This window comes from Pseudomonas sp. BN505 (assembly GCF_029873175.1).
Lineage (GTDB): Bacteria > Pseudomonadota > Gammaproteobacteria > Pseudomonadales > Pseudomonadaceae > Aquipseudomonas > Aquipseudomonas putida.
In genome coordinates this window covers 65,644-80,533 of the sequence record NZ_SSOI01000026.1, presented here as the reverse complement: position 1 = coordinate 80,533, position 14,890 = coordinate 65,644, and the positions used below count along the sequence as shown (strand labels likewise).

16 protein-coding genes are annotated in these 14,890 nt (G+C 65.3%); 5 read left to right on the top strand and 11 right to left on the bottom strand.

Going from position 1 to position 14,890, the window contains the following annotated elements:
- Positions 1–76: 76 nt before the first annotated feature.
- The 9 genes from madM to mdcA all read right to left on the bottom strand — a co-directional run bounded on the left by madM (position 77) and on the right by mdcA (position 7,502).
- Positions 77–841, bottom strand: a complete 765-nt coding sequence (gene madM, locus E8E78_RS05500) for a malonate transporter subunit MadM (protein WP_280313336.1) — start codon at positions 839–841, stop codon at positions 77–79.
- 2 nt (positions 842–843) lie between these two features.
- On the bottom strand, positions 844–1,266 hold the full coding sequence (gene madL, locus E8E78_RS05495; RefSeq protein ID WP_016499446.1) for a malonate transporter subunit MadL: 423 nt from the start codon (positions 1,264–1,266) through the stop codon (positions 844–846).
- Positions 1,267–1,478: 212 nt separating this feature from the next.
- Positions 1,479–2,399 carry a malonate decarboxylase subunit epsilon gene (gene mdcH, locus E8E78_RS05490; RefSeq protein WP_049275017.1) on the bottom strand — a complete coding sequence of 307 codons (921 nt, stop codon included), beginning with the start codon at positions 2,397–2,399 and terminating at the stop codon, positions 1,479–1,481.
- On the bottom strand, positions 2,396–3,010 hold the full coding sequence (locus E8E78_RS05485) for a malonate decarboxylase holo-ACP synthase (RefSeq protein WP_049275016.1): 615 nt from the start codon (positions 3,008–3,010) through the stop codon (positions 2,396–2,398). The genes mdcH and E8E78_RS05485 overlap by 4 nt, the downstream gene beginning before the upstream one ends.
- A 1-nt stretch (position 3,011) precedes the next feature.
- Positions 3,012–3,803: a biotin-independent malonate decarboxylase subunit gamma gene (gene mdcE / locus E8E78_RS05480; RefSeq protein WP_016499443.1), complete on the bottom strand. Its 792-nt coding sequence runs from the start codon at positions 3,801–3,803 to the stop codon at positions 3,012–3,014.
- Positions 3,800–4,648: a biotin-independent malonate decarboxylase subunit beta gene (locus E8E78_RS05475; RefSeq protein WP_049275015.1), complete on the bottom strand. Its 849-nt coding sequence runs from the start codon at positions 4,646–4,648 to the stop codon at positions 3,800–3,802. The genes mdcE and E8E78_RS05475 overlap by 4 nt, the downstream gene beginning before the upstream one ends.
- Positions 4,641–4,940 (bottom strand): malonate decarboxylase subunit delta, encoded by a 300-nt coding sequence (locus E8E78_RS05470; protein WP_016499441.1) that lies wholly within the window; start codon positions 4,938–4,940, stop codon positions 4,641–4,643. Before E8E78_RS05470 ends, E8E78_RS05475 begins: the two co-directional genes overlap by 8 nt.
- A 1-nt stretch (position 4,941) precedes the next feature.
- The gene (locus E8E78_RS05465) at positions 4,942–5,841 is read right to left on the bottom strand and encodes a triphosphoribosyl-dephospho-CoA synthase (protein WP_049275013.1); all 900 of its coding nucleotides are present in this window, start codon (positions 5,839–5,841) and stop codon (positions 4,942–4,944) included.
- Positions 5,841–7,502 (bottom strand): malonate decarboxylase subunit alpha, encoded by a 1,662-nt coding sequence (gene mdcA / locus E8E78_RS05460; protein ID WP_049275012.1) that lies wholly within the window; start codon positions 7,500–7,502, stop codon positions 5,841–5,843. The genes E8E78_RS05465 and mdcA overlap by 1 nt, the downstream gene beginning before the upstream one ends.
- 255 nt (positions 7,503–7,757) lie before the next feature.
- Between mdcA and E8E78_RS05455 the strand changes: the two genes are divergently transcribed.
- Positions 7,758–8,828 carry an enoyl-CoA hydratase/isomerase family protein gene (locus tag E8E78_RS05455; RefSeq protein WP_016499438.1) on the top strand — a complete coding sequence of 357 codons (1,071 nt, stop codon included), beginning with the start codon at positions 7,758–7,760 and terminating at the stop codon, positions 8,826–8,828.
- A 16-nt stretch (positions 8,829–8,844) separates the two neighbouring features.
- Complete coding sequence (locus E8E78_RS05450; RefSeq protein ID WP_151326264.1) at positions 8,845–9,996, top strand: acyl-CoA dehydrogenase family protein; 1,152 nt, start codon at positions 8,845–8,847, stop codon at positions 9,994–9,996.
- 150 nt (positions 9,997–10,146) lie between these two features.
- Here the strand turns inward: E8E78_RS05450 and E8E78_RS05445 are convergent, their stop codons facing one another.
- On the bottom strand, positions 10,147–11,079 hold the full coding sequence (locus E8E78_RS05445) for a LysR family transcriptional regulator (RefSeq protein WP_016499436.1): 933 nt from the start codon (positions 11,077–11,079) through the stop codon (positions 10,147–10,149).
- Between the two features lie 126 nt (positions 11,080–11,205).
- Between E8E78_RS05445 and E8E78_RS05440 the strand changes: the two genes are divergently transcribed.
- Positions 11,206–11,466 carry a DUF2790 domain-containing protein gene (locus E8E78_RS05440; RefSeq protein ID WP_049275009.1) on the top strand — a complete coding sequence of 87 codons (261 nt, stop codon included), beginning with the start codon at positions 11,206–11,208 and terminating at the stop codon, positions 11,464–11,466.
- A gap of 1 nt (position 11,467) precedes the next feature.
- On the opposite strand, the gene E8E78_RS05435 is transcribed toward E8E78_RS05440, so the two are convergent.
- Complete coding sequence (locus E8E78_RS05435) at positions 11,468–12,160, bottom strand: tRNA (adenine(22)-N(1))-methyltransferase TrmK (RefSeq protein ID WP_049275020.1); 693 nt, start codon at positions 12,158–12,160, stop codon at positions 11,468–11,470.
- A 137-nt stretch (positions 12,161–12,297) separates the two neighbouring features.
- On the opposite strand from E8E78_RS05435, the gene E8E78_RS05430 reads away from it, so the two are divergent.
- Together E8E78_RS05430 and E8E78_RS05425 are read left to right on the top strand one after the other, a co-directional pair.
- The gene (locus E8E78_RS05430) at positions 12,298–12,678 is read left to right on the top strand and encodes a RidA family protein (protein WP_016499416.1); all 381 of its coding nucleotides are present in this window, start codon (positions 12,298–12,300) and stop codon (positions 12,676–12,678) included.
- Between the two features lie 205 nt (positions 12,679–12,883).
- Positions 12,884–14,884 carry a U32 family peptidase gene (locus E8E78_RS05425; RefSeq protein ID WP_016499415.1) on the top strand — a complete coding sequence of 667 codons (2,001 nt, stop codon included), beginning with the start codon at positions 12,884–12,886 and terminating at the stop codon, positions 14,882–14,884.
- The last annotated feature ends 6 nt before the right edge of the window (positions 14,885–14,890 follow it).

Below are 14,890 nucleotides of genomic sequence, written 5' to 3'. Positions count from 1 at the left end.
CCGGCGAAGCCGGTGCCATGTACCGAGTCGCCTGCTTCGCGGGCACGCCCGCTCCCACAGAGTGAAGGCTACGACGTCAGCCGACCAGGCCGCGTACACAGAAGTACAGAATCGACGGCCCCATCAGGCACCCCAGCCCGGTATGGAAGGTGGCGGTCAACGCGCCATACGGCACCAGCCGCCGATCCGTCGCGGCCAGCCCGGCCGTCACCCCCGACACCGTCCCTGCCAACCCGCCGAACACCATTGCCGAGCGCGGGTTGTCCAGCGCCAGCAGGCGCGCCGACACCGGGGTGAACACCATCACCAGGATCGCCTTGATCAGGCCGGTGGCGATCGACAGGGCCATCACGTCCGAACTTGCACCCAGTGCCGCCCCGGTCACCGGGCCGACGATATAGGTCACCGCCCTCGCGCCGATGGTGGTCATGCTCACCGCATCGCGGTAGCCGAAGGCATAGGCCACTGCCGCACCCACAATGAATGGCAGCACCGTGCCCAGCAACAGCGCCACCAAGCCAATCATCCCGGCTTTGCGCGCTTCGGTGGCCTGCACCTCGAAGGCCGTGGCAACAATGGCGAAGTCCCGCAGCATGGCCCCGCCCATCAGGCCGATACCGGAGAACAGCGCCATGTCGGCCAGGCCTTTCTGCCCACCCGTCACGGTGCCGCCTACCCAGGCCAGCACCAGGCCGATGACAATGGCGATGGCCGAGCCGTGCACCCGGCCGAAGGTGAGGTATTTCGACATCACAACCGACAACCACATGATTGCGCCTACCACTGCAAAGGCAGTGATCAGGCCGTTGTGCTCCAGGGCATTTTCAATGATCGGCCACATGTTCAACGACCTCCTGCAGGGGCAACCTGCGCGCGGGCTTCGGGGGTGGGTTCAAGGGCAGGCAAAGGCTCGCCACGGTGGCTGCGGCTGATCAGGGCGATGGTCGCGCCGCACACCAGCACCGCGCCCACTGCCGCCAGCAGCGCTACCGGCCCGCCGTGCAGGGCCGTGACCACGTTCTGCTGGGCGGCCATGGCCACCACTACCGGGATATACATGGCGCCCCAGAAGCCCACGCCAAACTCGCACTCCTTGCTCATGCCACCGTTGCGATGCATGTACAGCCGCGCGCAGATCAGCAGGATCATGGCGATGCCGACCCCGCCCACATTGGATTTGACGCCCAGCAACACGCCCAGGAAGTCGCCGACGATAACGCCGGCAAGCGTGCAGACCGCCAGCAGTGCCACACCATAGATGATCATTATTGTTGTCCTCAGGTAGTGTCGAAGTTGCTTGTTGTTGTTCTTCGTAAACACACATTGATGCGGCCTGCACGGTCATTGTGGGAGCGGGCGTGCCCGCGAAGCAGGCGCCTCGGTGCATGGCACGGGCTTGCCCGCTCCCACAGGGGTCGCACAAGCTTCCAGATCCAAAACAGGACAGCTCCCAGAATGACAGCGTCTGCCGACTGACATCATCGGTCGTCAGCCACCTCCTGGCGCAGCAGCGCGTCCAGGGTGTCCCACCGTGTACCCTCCACGGCCACCACCCTGCCCTGTTCGAACACTGCCCGGGCCAGCCCGCTGAGCACGCTGCCGGGTGGTATTTCCAGATGCAGGCGCACGCCACGCTCAAAGGCGTTGCGCAACGTGGCGCGCCAGTCGACCACCCTGGCCATGTTGCCCGCCAGGTCGTCGCGCAGACGCTGCGGGTCGAACACCGGGCGCGCGCTGCTGGCGCTGAGGTAGGTAATGCGTGGGCGGTGTAACTCAACCGTGGCGAAGGCACTGGCCAGTTCCGCTGCCGGGCCATCCAGCAACGGGCAATGCGACGGCACGCTGACTGCCAGGCGTCGGGCCACGCCCTGGCCTTGACGGCGAGCCCTGGCGGCGACCGCAGCCATCGCCGTATCGCTACCGGCGATGACGATCTGGTTTTCGCTGTTGAGGTTGGCGACGAACACCTCGCCCTCCACCTCGCTCAGCAAACGCTCGACACTTGCCAGGTCCAGGCCGCTGAGTGCGGTCATGCCGTAGCCTTGCGGGTAGGCGCACTGCATCAGCTCGCCACGCAGGGCGACCAGGCGCACGGCATCGGCAAACCCCAGGGCGCCAGCCGTAACCGCTGCGGGATAGGCGCCAATCGACAACCCCGCCACATAATCCGGCGCTGGGCTGCGCTGCATCAGCCAGCGTGCCCAGGCCACACCGCTCAGCAGCAGGCACAGCTGAACAGCGCGGGTAGACTGCAGCGCTTCCCGGCTGTCCAGTGCCAGCGCGGCTTGGCCGAGGGTATCGCTGGCTTCCTCCAGCAGCTGCCCGGCGCCCTCAGGCAAGCGCTGTAGCATGCCCACCTGCTGGGCGCCCTGGCCGGGAAAGGCGAACAGGCTGCTCATGCGGCACGCTCCATCATTGCCCAAGGGTCGCTGACCAGGCGCGGGCCATGGGGCGACTTGAGCAGCACACGGCGGGCAAAACCGGCCCATTCGCATAAGGCAATGGCACCTGCCGGAGTTTCCAGCTGCACATCGATACGGCACGGCGCGCAGTCGAGGATATCCAGCAGCTCTCGCGCCTGGGCGCGGGCAAGCGGTTGCGGTGTGCGCAGCAGCAGGTCCAGGTCACTGTCGGCATGTACCACTTCAATGCCGGTCGCAATCTGGTACCCCACCCCGCCCGTCGGCCCCCAGGCTAGGTCGCTGGCCTGCAATACCGGGGTGACCGAGGCCAGTGCCTGTAGCGCAGGCCATGGGCTTTGTACGTGCACCCGCAGCACTTCGGGGCCTTGCTGACGCTGGACATCGGCCAGGCGCATCAACGCACCCAAGCGCTGCGCCCGGCCCTGACCACGTACCCCAACCGCTACCCAGCCATCCTCACAAGAGGCACGGCGCACCACCACCGGTCGACCGCTTGCCAGTACGTCCTGTGCCCACTGCGGCGCATCGGCGGGCAAGCCCGACACGGGCATCCCCCACAGCAGGTCGTGCGGCCTTGGCGAGTTCATCTCAGGCGCCCTGCCACTGGCGGCGCAGCTGTTCGCGTACCTGGCGCGAGGCACTGCGGTTTTCCCCCGCCAGCCGCGACGACAGGTCGGTGGTGCTACCAATATCGCGCACCGCTTCTGCCAGGCAGGCACGCACCTGGGCAATGTCGGCGGCGCTCGGTGCCTGGGCGTTGTCTACAGTCAGGCGGCGCCACAGCAGGCCCAGCGAGGCGTAGCTGGCCAGGTCGTAGGCCATGGGCGGTACTTCGGCGGCCAACGCCTCCAGTTGCTCGACGCTGCGCAGGGTAATCCGCGCCGCAGCCGCCTTGCCCATGGCGTGCACCATGACCCCCGTGTCGTCCAGGGCAATCAGCCGCTGGGCCTGGTAGCCGTGGGCCAGGAAGGCGCCGGACATGGCCTTGCCAACCAGCAGACCGATCACCGGGTGCCCGGCCAACCGCGCCTCGGCGTAGGCCTGCACGGCACCGGCCAATGCCTGGTAAATGCCCAACGCTTCCTCGCGGCGGCCATAGGCCTGGCTGGGCACATCGATAACCGCGACAATGGCACGCTTCTGGCCGTTACGGTCAGCCTCCACCGCCTCGCTCACCGCCTTGGCCAGGCCCCAGCCTTCAAGCAGGCCGACTTCACCCGAGCGGGCACGGGGGAATGGGTTGTCGGCATCGGGCACCACGGCGATGAAGCGCGCCAGGCGGTTGTCCAGTTCGCCGTCAATCACCCGCAGCGACGCGGGGTAGCCCGGCAAGGTTTGCCCGCCGGCCAGGCCCGGCAGCCAGTTCAAGGCACGGTTCATTGGGCTTCTCCTTGGTAAAGGGCGCGCACGGCGGCGGCATCCAGTTGCGGGCAGTCATCGCCCAGCCGGGCCAGGCGGTCGAGGAACCAGGCGTGCTGGCTGGCGCGGTCTTTGGAGGGTGCGTCCAGCAGTTGCAGCAAGCGTTCGCGCAGCGCATCGATGTCATCGGCCACGTAGCCGTCCACCAACCCGCTGGCGTGGCGTTGTTCGCCACCGGTCAGGCTCCAGATGAAGGGGCGGTCCTTGGCGTCGTATTCGCCGATGCCGGCCTCCTGTTCGATCACCTGCGGGCCGTTCAGGCCCAGGCGCGCTTCGCGGGTAACCAGCAGGTGGCTGCACAGGCCCGCGGCAATGGACATGCCGCCAAAGCAGCCCACCGAACCTGCGATCAGGCCGATCACCGGCTGCAAGGCCCGCAGCTCGACAATGGCCGCCTGGATTTCGGCAATCGCCGCCAGGCCGAGGTTGGCTTCCTGCAGGCGCACACCGCCGGTTTCCAGCAGCAACACGGCGCATGTGGGGATGCCATTGCGGTTATCTTCGATGGCCAGTTCCAGGGCACCCGCGATTTTGGCCCCACCCACCTCGCCCATGCTGCCCCCCTGGAAGCCGCCTTCGATGGCGGCGACCACGGCATGGCGCCCGTTCAGCCGGCCCTTGGCGATAACCACACCATCATCGGCCTGCGGCACGATGCCCTGGCGCGGCAACCACGGCGACATCAGCCGGTCGAACGGGCCCAGCAGTTCACGGAAGCTGCCCGGGTCAAGCACGGCGCGGGCGCGCTGGCGGGCGCCCAGTTCGACAAAGCTGCGGCTGCGCAGCAAGCGTTCGGTGTCAGTCATGGGCAATCTCCTCGAAGCCTTGCTCCAGGCGCAGGCGCACCACGCCTGGGGTGGCGCCGAAATCATGGATGTCGATGTTCACGGCCGGCCACGCACGGCCCTCGAACAGGCGCTGCAACAGTTGCGCCCAACGGGCGCCGCTGCCGTTGACCGAAGTCACTACCTGGATGTGCAGGTTGCCGGCAGTGCCGGGCTCGATCAGCACTTCGAGGTCGCCGGAGCTGACGCAGCCCACCAGCGTCCGGCCGCGGCCCGGTTCGGCGGCGGGGAATTGAAAATTCAGGGTTTCCATGTCACAAGCTCCCGGCTTTGTCGAGGAACAGGCAGGCGGCCAGCAAGTCGGCGGCGCCGCCCGGTGAGGCGTTCAGGTGCAGCAGTTGCCGGTCCAGCTGGCGCAGTTGCCGGCGCCCCGCCAGTGTGGCGCTGCCGCCTTCGGCAAGTACGGCGTGGGCACCTTGCTGGACGGCAGCCAGCCCGGCCGGGCCGCTGCGCCAGAGCACGCAGGTGTCGCTGAGCACGCCCATGATCGCCAGTAACGCGTCGAGCCGGGCGTGCTGCTCGCTGGCACCGGCGGCGCGGCTGCGCTGCAGCTGTGGCAGGCCGTGGCCGATGACGGCGGGGAAGCCTTGCTGTGCCTGTTCGCGGGCGCCGCCGGTGCCGTAGCGGTGGCGGACCTGCAAGCCATGGCTGTGCTGGTGCGGCATGGCCGGGTCGTCGAACAGGGCTATACGCCCGGCGCGCACGGCCAGGGTAGCGGCGTCGACCTGAGGGGCCAGGGCCTTGGATGCAACCAGCAAGCCCAATGCCCAGATCGCGCCGCGGTGGGTGTTTACCCCGTGGGTGGCGGCAAGCATCGCGGCCTCGCCTTCACGGCCGAGCTGGCCCAGTGTGGCGCGCAGGGGTTGGCCAACCTGGCCGATGGACTGGGCGGCTTCAGCCATATTGCGCAGGCATGGCCACAGGGCCAGGGCCGATGCGTGCATCAAGGTCAGGGTCATGTCTTTGTGGGCGCCGTTGCTGCGGCGGTCGACCAGCCCGGGTTTGGGGGACAGGTCGGCTTCGTCGATCAGGGCTTCAACGGCCAGGTCGGCGAGGTGGTCGGCCAGGGAGATTTCGGTTGCCTGGGCTGGCCTCTTCGCGGGTGAACCCGCTCCCACAGGAACCTGGGGGGGCTCGAGAAAGAGTGCTTTCATCACCAGCTCCTGAACCGGGCAGGCGGGTTGTAGAGGCCGCCGGACCACTCGACCAGGTCGGCAATGCTGCGCGCGGCCAGCAGCTCGCGGCTGGCGTCGGTGCGGCGGATGCCGAGGTCCTCAGGCAACGCGATCAGGCCTTGCTGGCGCATGCGCAGGGTGTCTTTCGGGTCGTGGCGCAGGCCGACGGCGGTAACCCCGGCCACGGCGGCAATCATCTGCTGGCGTTCTTCCAGGCTGCGGGCCTTGTACAGGTAGGCAATGCCCTCCTCGGTCAGCAGGTGGGTGACGTCATCGCCGTAAATCATCACCGGCGCCAGCGGCATCCCGGCCTTCCTGGCCACTTCCACGGCATCGAGGGTTTCCACGAAAGTGGGCTTGCCGCCTTCCTGGTAGGTCTCGACCATTTGCACCACCAGCTTGCGCCCGCGCTCCAGCAGGGTTTCCGGCACGGTCATGTCGAGCCAGGCCGGGGTAGCGTGGCGCCGGCCACGCGGGTCGTGGCCCATGTTCGGCGCACCGCCAAAGCCGGCCAGGCGGCCGCGGGTCACGGTCGAGGAATGGCCATCGCCATCCACTTGCAAGGTGGCGCCGATGAACAGGTCGACGGCGTATTGCCCCGCCAGTTGGCACATCATGCGGTTGGAACGCAGCGAGCCATCGCGGCCAGTGAAGAACACGTCGGGGCGCTGGGCGATGTAGTCCTCCATGCCCAGCTCGGTTCCGAAGCAATGCACGCTTTGCACCCAGCCAGTCTCGATGGCCGGGATCAAGGTCGGGTGCGGGTTGAGCGTCCAGTTGCGGCAAATCTTGCCCTTCAGGCCCAACGACTCGCCGTAGGTCGGCAAGATCAGCTCGATGGCGGCGGTATTGAAGCCGATACCATGGTTCAGCGACTGCACCTGGTGTTTTTCGTAGATGCCGCGAATGGCCATCATCGCCATCAGCACATGCACCGGCTTGATGTGGCGCGGGTCCCGGGTGAACAGCGGTTCTATATAGAAGGGCTGGTCGGCGACCACCACGAAATCGACCCAGGACGCCGGGATGTCGACCCGTGGCAGGTCGTCCACGCGGTCCACCAGCTGGTTGACCTGGGCGATGACGATACCGTCGCTGAACGCGGCCGGCTCCACCAGTGCCGGGGTGTCCTCGGTGCTGGGGCCGGTGTACAGGTTACCGTCACGGTCGGCCATGAAGCCGGCCACCAGAGTGACGTTGGGGATCAGGTCGACCAGCAGCCGCGAGTACAGTTCGATATAGGTGTGGATGGCACCGACTTCGAGCAGCCCATCTTCCAGCAACTGGCTGATGCGCAGGCTCTGCGGGCCGGCGAAGGAGAAGTCGAGCTTGCGCGCGATGCCACGCTCGAACAGGTCCAGGTGCTCGGCGCGGCTCACGCTGGGCATGATCATGTGCAGGTCGTGCAGGCGCCCGGGGTCGACCTTGGCCAGCGAGCGTGAAAGGAAGTCGGCCTGCTTTTGGTTGTTGCCCTCCAGCACCACCCGGTCGCCCGGGGCCAGCAGCAGTTCGAGGGCTTCGACGATACGCTCGGTGGGCAGCACCACGCCGTCGGCGAGGTGACGTACCCGATCAAGGCGGCGCTGCTTTTCGGCGCGCCGCCGCGACCATTGCGGCGGTGGATTCTGAGTTATTGTCATGGTGGCTCCACAGGTTCGCTGTCGTGGAGATCACCTTAGGGCTGCGCTGCCTGGCGGATCAATCAAGCTGCTGGCGTGTTTGTTACGCTCAGGTTAATGAATTGCCCCGCCGGATTAGTGGCCTAAAGCAAAAATGCACGATGCCCCTGCATAATTGTCGATTGTGCAAGGTAAATTCGCATGCCAGGATCCTGCGATCCTCCAGCGAACTCCAGACTTCACTTGGAAAATCAATAACAAAGCAGGGAGAACGCAATGACTGCGCAAGCTAATACCTCGGCAACCGATCATGTACTGGCCGAGGTCCGCAACCAGGTCGGCCACCTGACCCTGAACCGCCCCGCCGGCCTCAACGCCCTGACCCTGGACATGGTCCGTAGCCTGCGCCAGCACCTCGACCAGTGGGCCGAGGACCCGCAAGTGCGCGCTGTGGTGCTGCGCGGCGAAGGCCCCAAGGGCTTTTGTGCCGGGGGCGATATCCGCTCGCTGCACGACAGTTTCAAAGCTGGCGACACGCTGCATGAAACCTTCTTCGTCGAGGAATACGCCCTCGACCTGCTCATCCACCGCTACCGCAAACCCGTGCTGGTGCTGATGGACGGCTTCACCCTTGGCGGCGGCATGGGCCTGGCCCAGGGCTGTGATCTGCGCGTGGTCACCGAGCGCAGCCGGCTGGGCATGCCCGAAGTCGGTATCGGCTACTTCCCCGATGTAGGCGGTAGCTACTTCCTGTCACGTATCCCCGGCGAACTGGGCATCTACCTGGGCGTCAGCGGCACCCAGATCCAGGCGGCCGACGCCCTGTACTGCGGCCTGGCCGACTGGTACCTGGCCAGTGACCAGCTCACCGCCCTTGACCAGGGCCTGAACCAACTGAACTTTGGCGACAACCCGCTGAAGGACCTGCAGAACCTGCTGGCCACGCTCGGTACCCAGGCGCTGGCAGATGCACCACTGGAAAAGCTGCGCCCGGTCATCGACCACTTCTTCGCCCTGCCCAACCTGCAAGCCATCGTCGAGCAATTGCGTGCGGTCAGTATCGGTGACAGCCATGCCTGGGCCGTGGCCGCCGCCGACCAGCTGGAAAGCCGCTCACCGCTGGCCATGGCGGTTACCCTGGAGATGTTGCGCCGCGGTCGCCACCTTGGGCTGGAAGACTGCTTTGCCATGGAGCTGCACCTGGACCGCCAGTGGTTCCGGCACGGCGACATCATCGAAGGCGTGCGCGCCCTGATCATCGACAAGGACAAACAGCCTCGCTGGAACCCGCCGACCCTGGCCGCGCTGCAACCGCAGCGGGTTGACCAATTCTTCGAAGGCCTGTGAGCCCGGGAGTACACAGATGCAAGACCTGGAACTGAGCGAACAGCAGATCATGATCCGCGACATGGCCCGGGACTTTGCCCGTGGCGAGATCGCCCCGCACGCCCAGGCCTGGGAAAAGGCCGGCTGGATCGATGACGGCGTGGTGCGCAAGATGGGCGAACTGGGCCTGCTGGGCATGGTGGTGCCGGAGGACTTCGGCGGCAGCTATACCGACTACGTTGCCTACGCCCTGGCCGTGGAAGAAATCGCCGCAGGCTGCGGCGCCACCGGGGCGATGATGAGCATTCACAACTCGGTAGGCTGCGGCCCGCTGCTGGCCTACGGTACTGCCGAGCAACAACAGCAATGGCTACCGCGCCTGGCCAGCGGCGAGGTCATCGGCTGCTTCTGCCTGACCGAGCCGCAGGCCGGCTCCGAGGCGCACAACCTGCGCACCCGTGCCGAGCTGGTCAACGGCGAGTGGGTAATCAATGGCGCCAAGCAGTTCGTCAGCAACGCCCGCCGCGCCGGCCTGGCCATCGTCTTCGCGGTGACCGACCCAGAGCTGGGCAAGAAGGGCCTCTCGGCGTTTCTGGTGCCCACCGACAACCCGGGCTTCAAGGTAGACCGCAGCGAGCACAAGATGGGTATCCGCGCCTCCGACACCTGCGCGGTCACCTTCGACAACTGCCGCATCCCCGCTGCCAACCTCCTTGGCGAGCGTGGCAAGGGCTTGGCCATCGCCCTGTCCAACCTTGAAGGCGGGCGTATCGGCATCGCCGCCCAGGCGTTGGGCATTGCCCGCGCGGCGTTCGAGGCGGCGCTGGTCTACTCGCGCGACAGGGTGCAATTCGGCAAGCCGATCAACGAGCACCAGAGCATCGCCAACCTGCTGGCCGACATGCAGGTACAGGTAAACGCCGCACGTTTGCTGATCCTGCATGCCGCCCGCCTGCGCAGCGCTGGCAAGCCGTGCCTCTCGGAGGCGTCGCAGGCCAAATTATTCGCTTCGGAAATGGCCGAGCGGGTGTGCTCGATGGCGATCCAGGTGCATGGCGGGTATGGCTACCTGGAGGATTACCCGGTGGAGCGCTACTACCGGGATGCGCGGATCACGCAGATATATGAGGGGTCGAGCGAGATCCAGCGCATGCTGATTGCACGCGAGCTGAAGCACTACCCGCTGTAGTACGGCGGTCCCCGTCTGTGGGAGCGGCCTTGTGTCGCGATTGGGCCGCAACGCGGCCCCACGATCTGCTCCACACTCCGAAATCGCTGGGGCCGCTTTGCGGCCCAATCGCGACACAAGCCCGCTCCCACAAGGAAGCCGATCTGCGATTCAGCGCCAGTACCGCGAATCATCTACCACCTGCGCATGCCCCTCGAACACCGCTGGCAACTGCTCCTTGAGGTAATCGATCCACGTCCGCACCTTGGCGTCCAGATAATGCCGTGACGGGTACATCGCATACAGCGCACTCTCGCGCAAACGGTACGGCGCCAGCAGCCTGCACAAACGCCCTTGCTCGATCGACTGGCTGGCCGTATAGAACGGTAGCAGGCCGATGCCCATGCCCAATTCACTGGCCACCAGCATGGCGTCGGCAACGTTGGTGGAGAAGTTGTCACTGGGTGCGATCACGCACTGGTCCACCCCCTGGGGGAATACCCAGTCGCCTTCATACATGGGATACGCCATGCGCAGGCAGCGGTGCGCATGCAGGTCCTCGGGGCGCTCAGGCACGCCATGCCGCTCCAGATAGCTGGGCGCCGCGCACGGGATACTGAAGATATTGCCAAGCGGGACGGCAATCAGCTGGGAGTCCGGCAGCGCACCGTCCACGGTGATCACCACGTCATGCCCTTCGGCCAGCGGGTCAGGATTGCGCTGGGACAGTGTCAACTCGATCACCACTTCCGGGCACAACGCGTTGTAGCCGGCCACCAGCGGCATCAGCAACAGGCCCAGGCCGTGCGGGCAATGCAAGCGCAGATGGCCGCGAGGGGTGAGGTGCGCACCGCGGGCTTCACCCACCGCCTCTTCGGTCAGCAGCATGATCTGCCGCGCACGCTCCAGAAACCGCTCACCCGCCTCGCTCATGCGCAGACGCCGGGTGGTGCGGTGCAGCAGGCGGGTCTGCAGCTGGTTCTCCAGCTCGGCAACAATTCGCGAAACCTGTGCCGCGGAAATATCCAACGCATTGGCGGCCGCAGCGAAGCTGCCACACTCCACCACACGGGCGAAGGTACGCATGGCATGCAGCATGTCCATGAGGGTGTGCTCCTTGTTCAGTCTTATTCTTGCGTTACAGGCAGGAATCTATCACGGACTGGCCCATTTATTGTGGATGACCAATGAATACATCATTAGTCATACATTCAAGAAATGGAGCCTGTCATGAAACGTTCGATCGCTGGCCTTGCTGCGGCCGCCACCCTCGCCTCGTTCGGAGCCTTTGCCGATGCGGGCAGTACGCAGCCAACCAGCAGCAATTATGAGTACGGCATGCCGCTGGATGTGGCCAAAGTGATCTCCATCACCCCGGCCAGCAACGCTGCCGACTGCCAGGTTGGCACTGCGCACATGGTGTACGTCGACCATCAGGGCCAGAAACGCGAAATAGACTACCGCGAAATGGGCAACTGCTCGCAGCAGTGAGTCAGGCGAGTACCTGGGTGATCCAGCCCACCTGCTGATTGAAATCGTCGATTTTCGCCTGAGGCACCGCATCGCGGGCCCGTTGGAAATTGGCCAGGGTCTGCTGCTTCTGGCGCAGCATGCGCCGCCACTTGACCAGAAATGCCTCGCTTTTCTCCTGCATCAACACCGGGCCGAAGTACAGCTGTTCAGCGCTATACACCACGCTGCCCGGCTCGGCGACGATGATTTCGTAGTCGAAGCGGTTTTCCCGCAGCAGCTCTTCGCTGACAATCTGGTACCCATTGCCCGCCAGCCATTGGCGCAGCTCGCGCTCACCGCCATTGGGCTGCAGTACCAAACGCGTGACGCCGCCAAGGCGCTGCTTGCCGGCCTCGAGGATGTCGCACATGGTGTCGCCACCCATGCCGCAGATGCTGACCACCGAGATGCGGTCTTGCGGTTCGACCGCCGCCAGGCCATCGGCCAGGCGCACGGTTAACCGGTCTTGCAGGCCGTTTCTGCGCACATTGCGCTGCGCCGAGGCAAACGGCGTCTGCGCCACCTCGCCCGCCACCCCGGCCTCGATCACCCCCCGCAGCATCAACGCTACCGGCAGATAACCATGGTCCGAGCCGATGTCGGCCAAGCGGGCGCCCTGCGGCACATGTGCAGCCACGCGCTCCAGGCGCCTGGACAAAGTCTGTTCGTTCAAAATGTGCCCCTGGCTTTGCAATGGGGCGCGATTCTGACGGCGAACGCCGCGCATTTCAAACACCTGGGCGCCCTCGACCCAACCCGCCTGCTCGCGTAGGCTTGCCGTTTTCCTTCCGTCGCAAGGCAAAACACACCATGGCACATGCAGACATCATCTACACCCCGGACCCGGACGCCGAGTCGATTTCGTCCGACGTCGCCGAGTTCAACGGCGTGCTGGTCACCACCCAGATTCCGACCCACGCCGATGGCAGCCTGGAGCTCGGCGGCATCGTCGAGCAAAGCGAATGCACCCTGCAGGCGCTGAAAGTAGCGCTGGAAAAGGCCGGCAGCGGCATGGACCGTGTGCTGCACCTGACCATTTACCTGACCGACATGGCCGACCGCGCCGCGTTCAACGAGGTGTACCAACGCTTCTTCAGCAAGCCATGGCCGGTGCGGGCGGCCGTGGGTGTGGCTTCGTTGGCATTTGAAGGCATGCGCGTAGAAGTCACGGCGATGGCTGCCAAGCGCTGAGCTACCTGCAAGGGCCCTATCGCCGGCAAGCCAGCTCCCACCTCGACCGCATCGGCCTCGAGCCCTATGCAATTTCTGTGGGAGCTGGCTTGCCGGCGATAGGGCCGGTAAAAGCAACACACCTCCCGGCACCCCGATGGTGCCGCCAGCCCGTTTCGCCGCTACAATGCCCGCCTAAACCGTGGCAGCCCGAAAATATAACGATATGTCCCTTCCAAAGAATCACCTGGAACTGCTCAGCCCTGCCCGTGACGTGGCCATCGCCCGTGAAGCGATCCTGCACGGCGCTGACGCCATCTACATCGGCGGCCCAAGCTTTGGCGCACGCCATAACGCCTGCAACGAAGTGGGCGAGATCGCCGAACTGGTCGAGTTCGCCCGCCGCTACCATGCGCGCGTGTTCACCACCATCAACACCATCCTGCACGACAACGAGCTGGAACCCGCGCGCAAGCTGATCCATCAGCTGTACGATGCCGGCGTCGACGCGCTGATCGTGCAAGACCTGGGGGTGATGGAGCTGGACATCCCGCCGATCGAGCTGCACGCCAGCACCCAGACAGACATCCGCACCCTGGAACGGGCCAAGTTCCTCGACCAGGCCGGTTTCTCCCAGCTGGTACTGGCCCGTGAGCTGAACCTGCAGCAAATCCGCGCCATCGCCGCCGAAACCGACGCTGCCATCGAGTTCTTCATCCACGGTGCGCTGTGCGTGGCATTCTCCGGCCAGTGCAACATCTCCCACGCGCAGACTGGCCGAAGCGCCAACCGTGGCGACTGTTCGCAAGCCTGCCGCCTGCCCTACACCCTGAAGGATGACCAGGGTCGCGTGGTAGCGTTCGAGAAGCACCTGCTGTCGATGAAGGACAACAACCAGACCGCCAACCTGGCCGACCTGGTGGATGCTGGCGTGCGCTCGTTCAAGATCGAGGGCCGCTACAAGGACATGGGCTATGTGAAGAACATCACCGCCCACTACCGCAAAGAGCTCGACGCCATCCTCGAAGGCCGCCCGGAATATGCCCGTGCGTCCAGCGGCCGGACCGAACACTTCTTCTTGCCCGACCCGGACAAGACCTTCCACCGCGGCAGCACCGACTATTTCGTGACCGACCGCAAGGTCGACATCGGTGCCTTCGACTCGCCAACCTTCACCGGCCTGCCGGTGGGTGTGGTGGAAAAGGTCGGCAAGCGTGACATGCAAGTGGTTACCGAGGTGCCACTGACCAACGGCGACGGCCTGAATGTGCTGGTCAAACGCGAAGTGGTGGGTTTCCGCGCCAACATCGCCGAACCACGTGGCGAATTCGAGGAAGACGGCCAGAAGCGCTACCGCTACCGCGTCGAGCCCAACGAAATGCCTGAAGGCCTGCACAAGCTGCGGCCCAACCACCCGCTGTCGCGCAACCTCGACCACAACTGGCAGCAGGCCCTGCAACGCACCTCTTCCGAGCGCCGGGTTGGTGTGGAATGGCATGCTGTACTGCGCGAGCAGCGCTTGATGCTTACCCTCAGCAGCGAGGAAGGCGTCAGCGTGCAGGTGGCCCTGGACGGCCCGTTTGGCGAGGCCAACAAGCCGCAGCAGGCCCTGGACCAGTTGCATGACCTGCTCGGCCAGCTGGGTACCACGATGTACCACGCCAGCAGCATCGAACTGGACGCGCCGCAGGCGTACTTCATCCCCAACTCGCAGCTCAAGGCCCTGCGCCGCGAAGCCATCGAGGCGCTGACCGAGGCGCGTATCAAGGCGCACCCGCGTGGCGGGCGCAAGGCCGAAACCACGCCGCCGCCGGTGTACCCCGAGTCGCACCTTTCCTTCCTGGCCAACGTGTACAACCAGAAGGCCCGCGACTTCTACCATCGCCATGGCGTGCAGCTGATAGACGCGGCCTACGAGGCCCATGAAGAACACGGTGAGGTGCCGGTGATGATCACCAAGCACTGCCTGCGCTTCTCCTTCAACCTGTGCCCCAAGCAGGCCAAGGGCGTGACCGGCGTGCGCACCAAGGTGGCACCGATGCAGCTGATTCAGGGTGATGAAGTGCTGACCCTGAAGTTCGACTGCAAACCGTGCGAAATGCATGTGGTCGGCAAGATGAAAAGCCACATCATCGACCTGCCAACCCCAGGCAGCGCGGTGGCCCAGGTGGTGGGGCACATCAGCCCGGAAGACCTGCTGAAAACCATCGTGCGCGCGCCACACTGACCCTCG

Excerpts from the sequence above, each read along its gene's own strand:
- madM (WP_280313336.1), bottom strand. The coding sequence starts at position 841 with ATGTGGCCGATCATTGAAAATGCCCTGGAGCACAACGGCCTGATCACT.
- madL (WP_016499446.1), bottom strand. The coding sequence starts at position 1,266 with ATGATCATCTATGGTGTGGCACTGCTGGCGGTCTGCACGCTTGCCGGC.
- mdcH (WP_049275017.1), bottom strand. The coding sequence starts at position 2,399 with ATGAGCAGCCTGTTCGCCTTTCCCGGCCAGGGCGCCCAGCAGGTGGGC.
- E8E78_RS05485 (WP_049275016.1), bottom strand. The coding sequence starts at position 3,010 with ATGAACTCGCCAAGGCCGCACGACCTGCTGTGGGGGATGCCCGTGTCG.
- mdcE (WP_016499443.1), bottom strand. The coding sequence starts at position 3,803 with ATGAACCGTGCCTTGAACTGGCTGCCGGGCCTGGCCGGCGGGCAAACC.
- E8E78_RS05475 (WP_049275015.1), bottom strand. The coding sequence starts at position 4,648 with ATGACTGACACCGAACGCTTGCTGCGCAGCCGCAGCTTTGTCGAACTG.
- E8E78_RS05470 (WP_016499441.1), bottom strand. The coding sequence starts at position 4,940 with ATGGAAACCCTGAATTTTCAATTCCCCGCCGCCGAACCGGGCCGCGGC.
- E8E78_RS05465 (WP_049275013.1), bottom strand. The coding sequence starts at position 5,841 with ATGAAAGCACTCTTTCTCGAGCCCCCCCAGGTTCCTGTGGGAGCGGGT.
- mdcA (WP_049275012.1), bottom strand. The coding sequence starts at position 7,502 with ATGACAATAACTCAGAATCCACCGCCGCAATGGTCGCGGCGGCGCGCC.
- E8E78_RS05455 (WP_016499438.1), top strand. The coding sequence starts at position 7,758 with ATGACTGCGCAAGCTAATACCTCGGCAACCGATCATGTACTGGCCGAG.
- E8E78_RS05450 (WP_151326264.1), top strand. The coding sequence starts at position 8,845 with ATGCAAGACCTGGAACTGAGCGAACAGCAGATCATGATCCGCGACATG.
- E8E78_RS05445 (WP_016499436.1), bottom strand. The coding sequence starts at position 11,079 with ATGGACATGCTGCATGCCATGCGTACCTTCGCCCGTGTGGTGGAGTGT.
- E8E78_RS05440 (WP_049275009.1), top strand. The coding sequence starts at position 11,206 with ATGAAACGTTCGATCGCTGGCCTTGCTGCGGCCGCCACCCTCGCCTCG.
- E8E78_RS05430 (WP_016499416.1), top strand. The coding sequence starts at position 12,298 with ATGGCACATGCAGACATCATCTACACCCCGGACCCGGACGCCGAGTCG.
- E8E78_RS05425 (WP_016499415.1), top strand. The coding sequence starts at position 12,884 with ATGTCCCTTCCAAAGAATCACCTGGAACTGCTCAGCCCTGCCCGTGAC.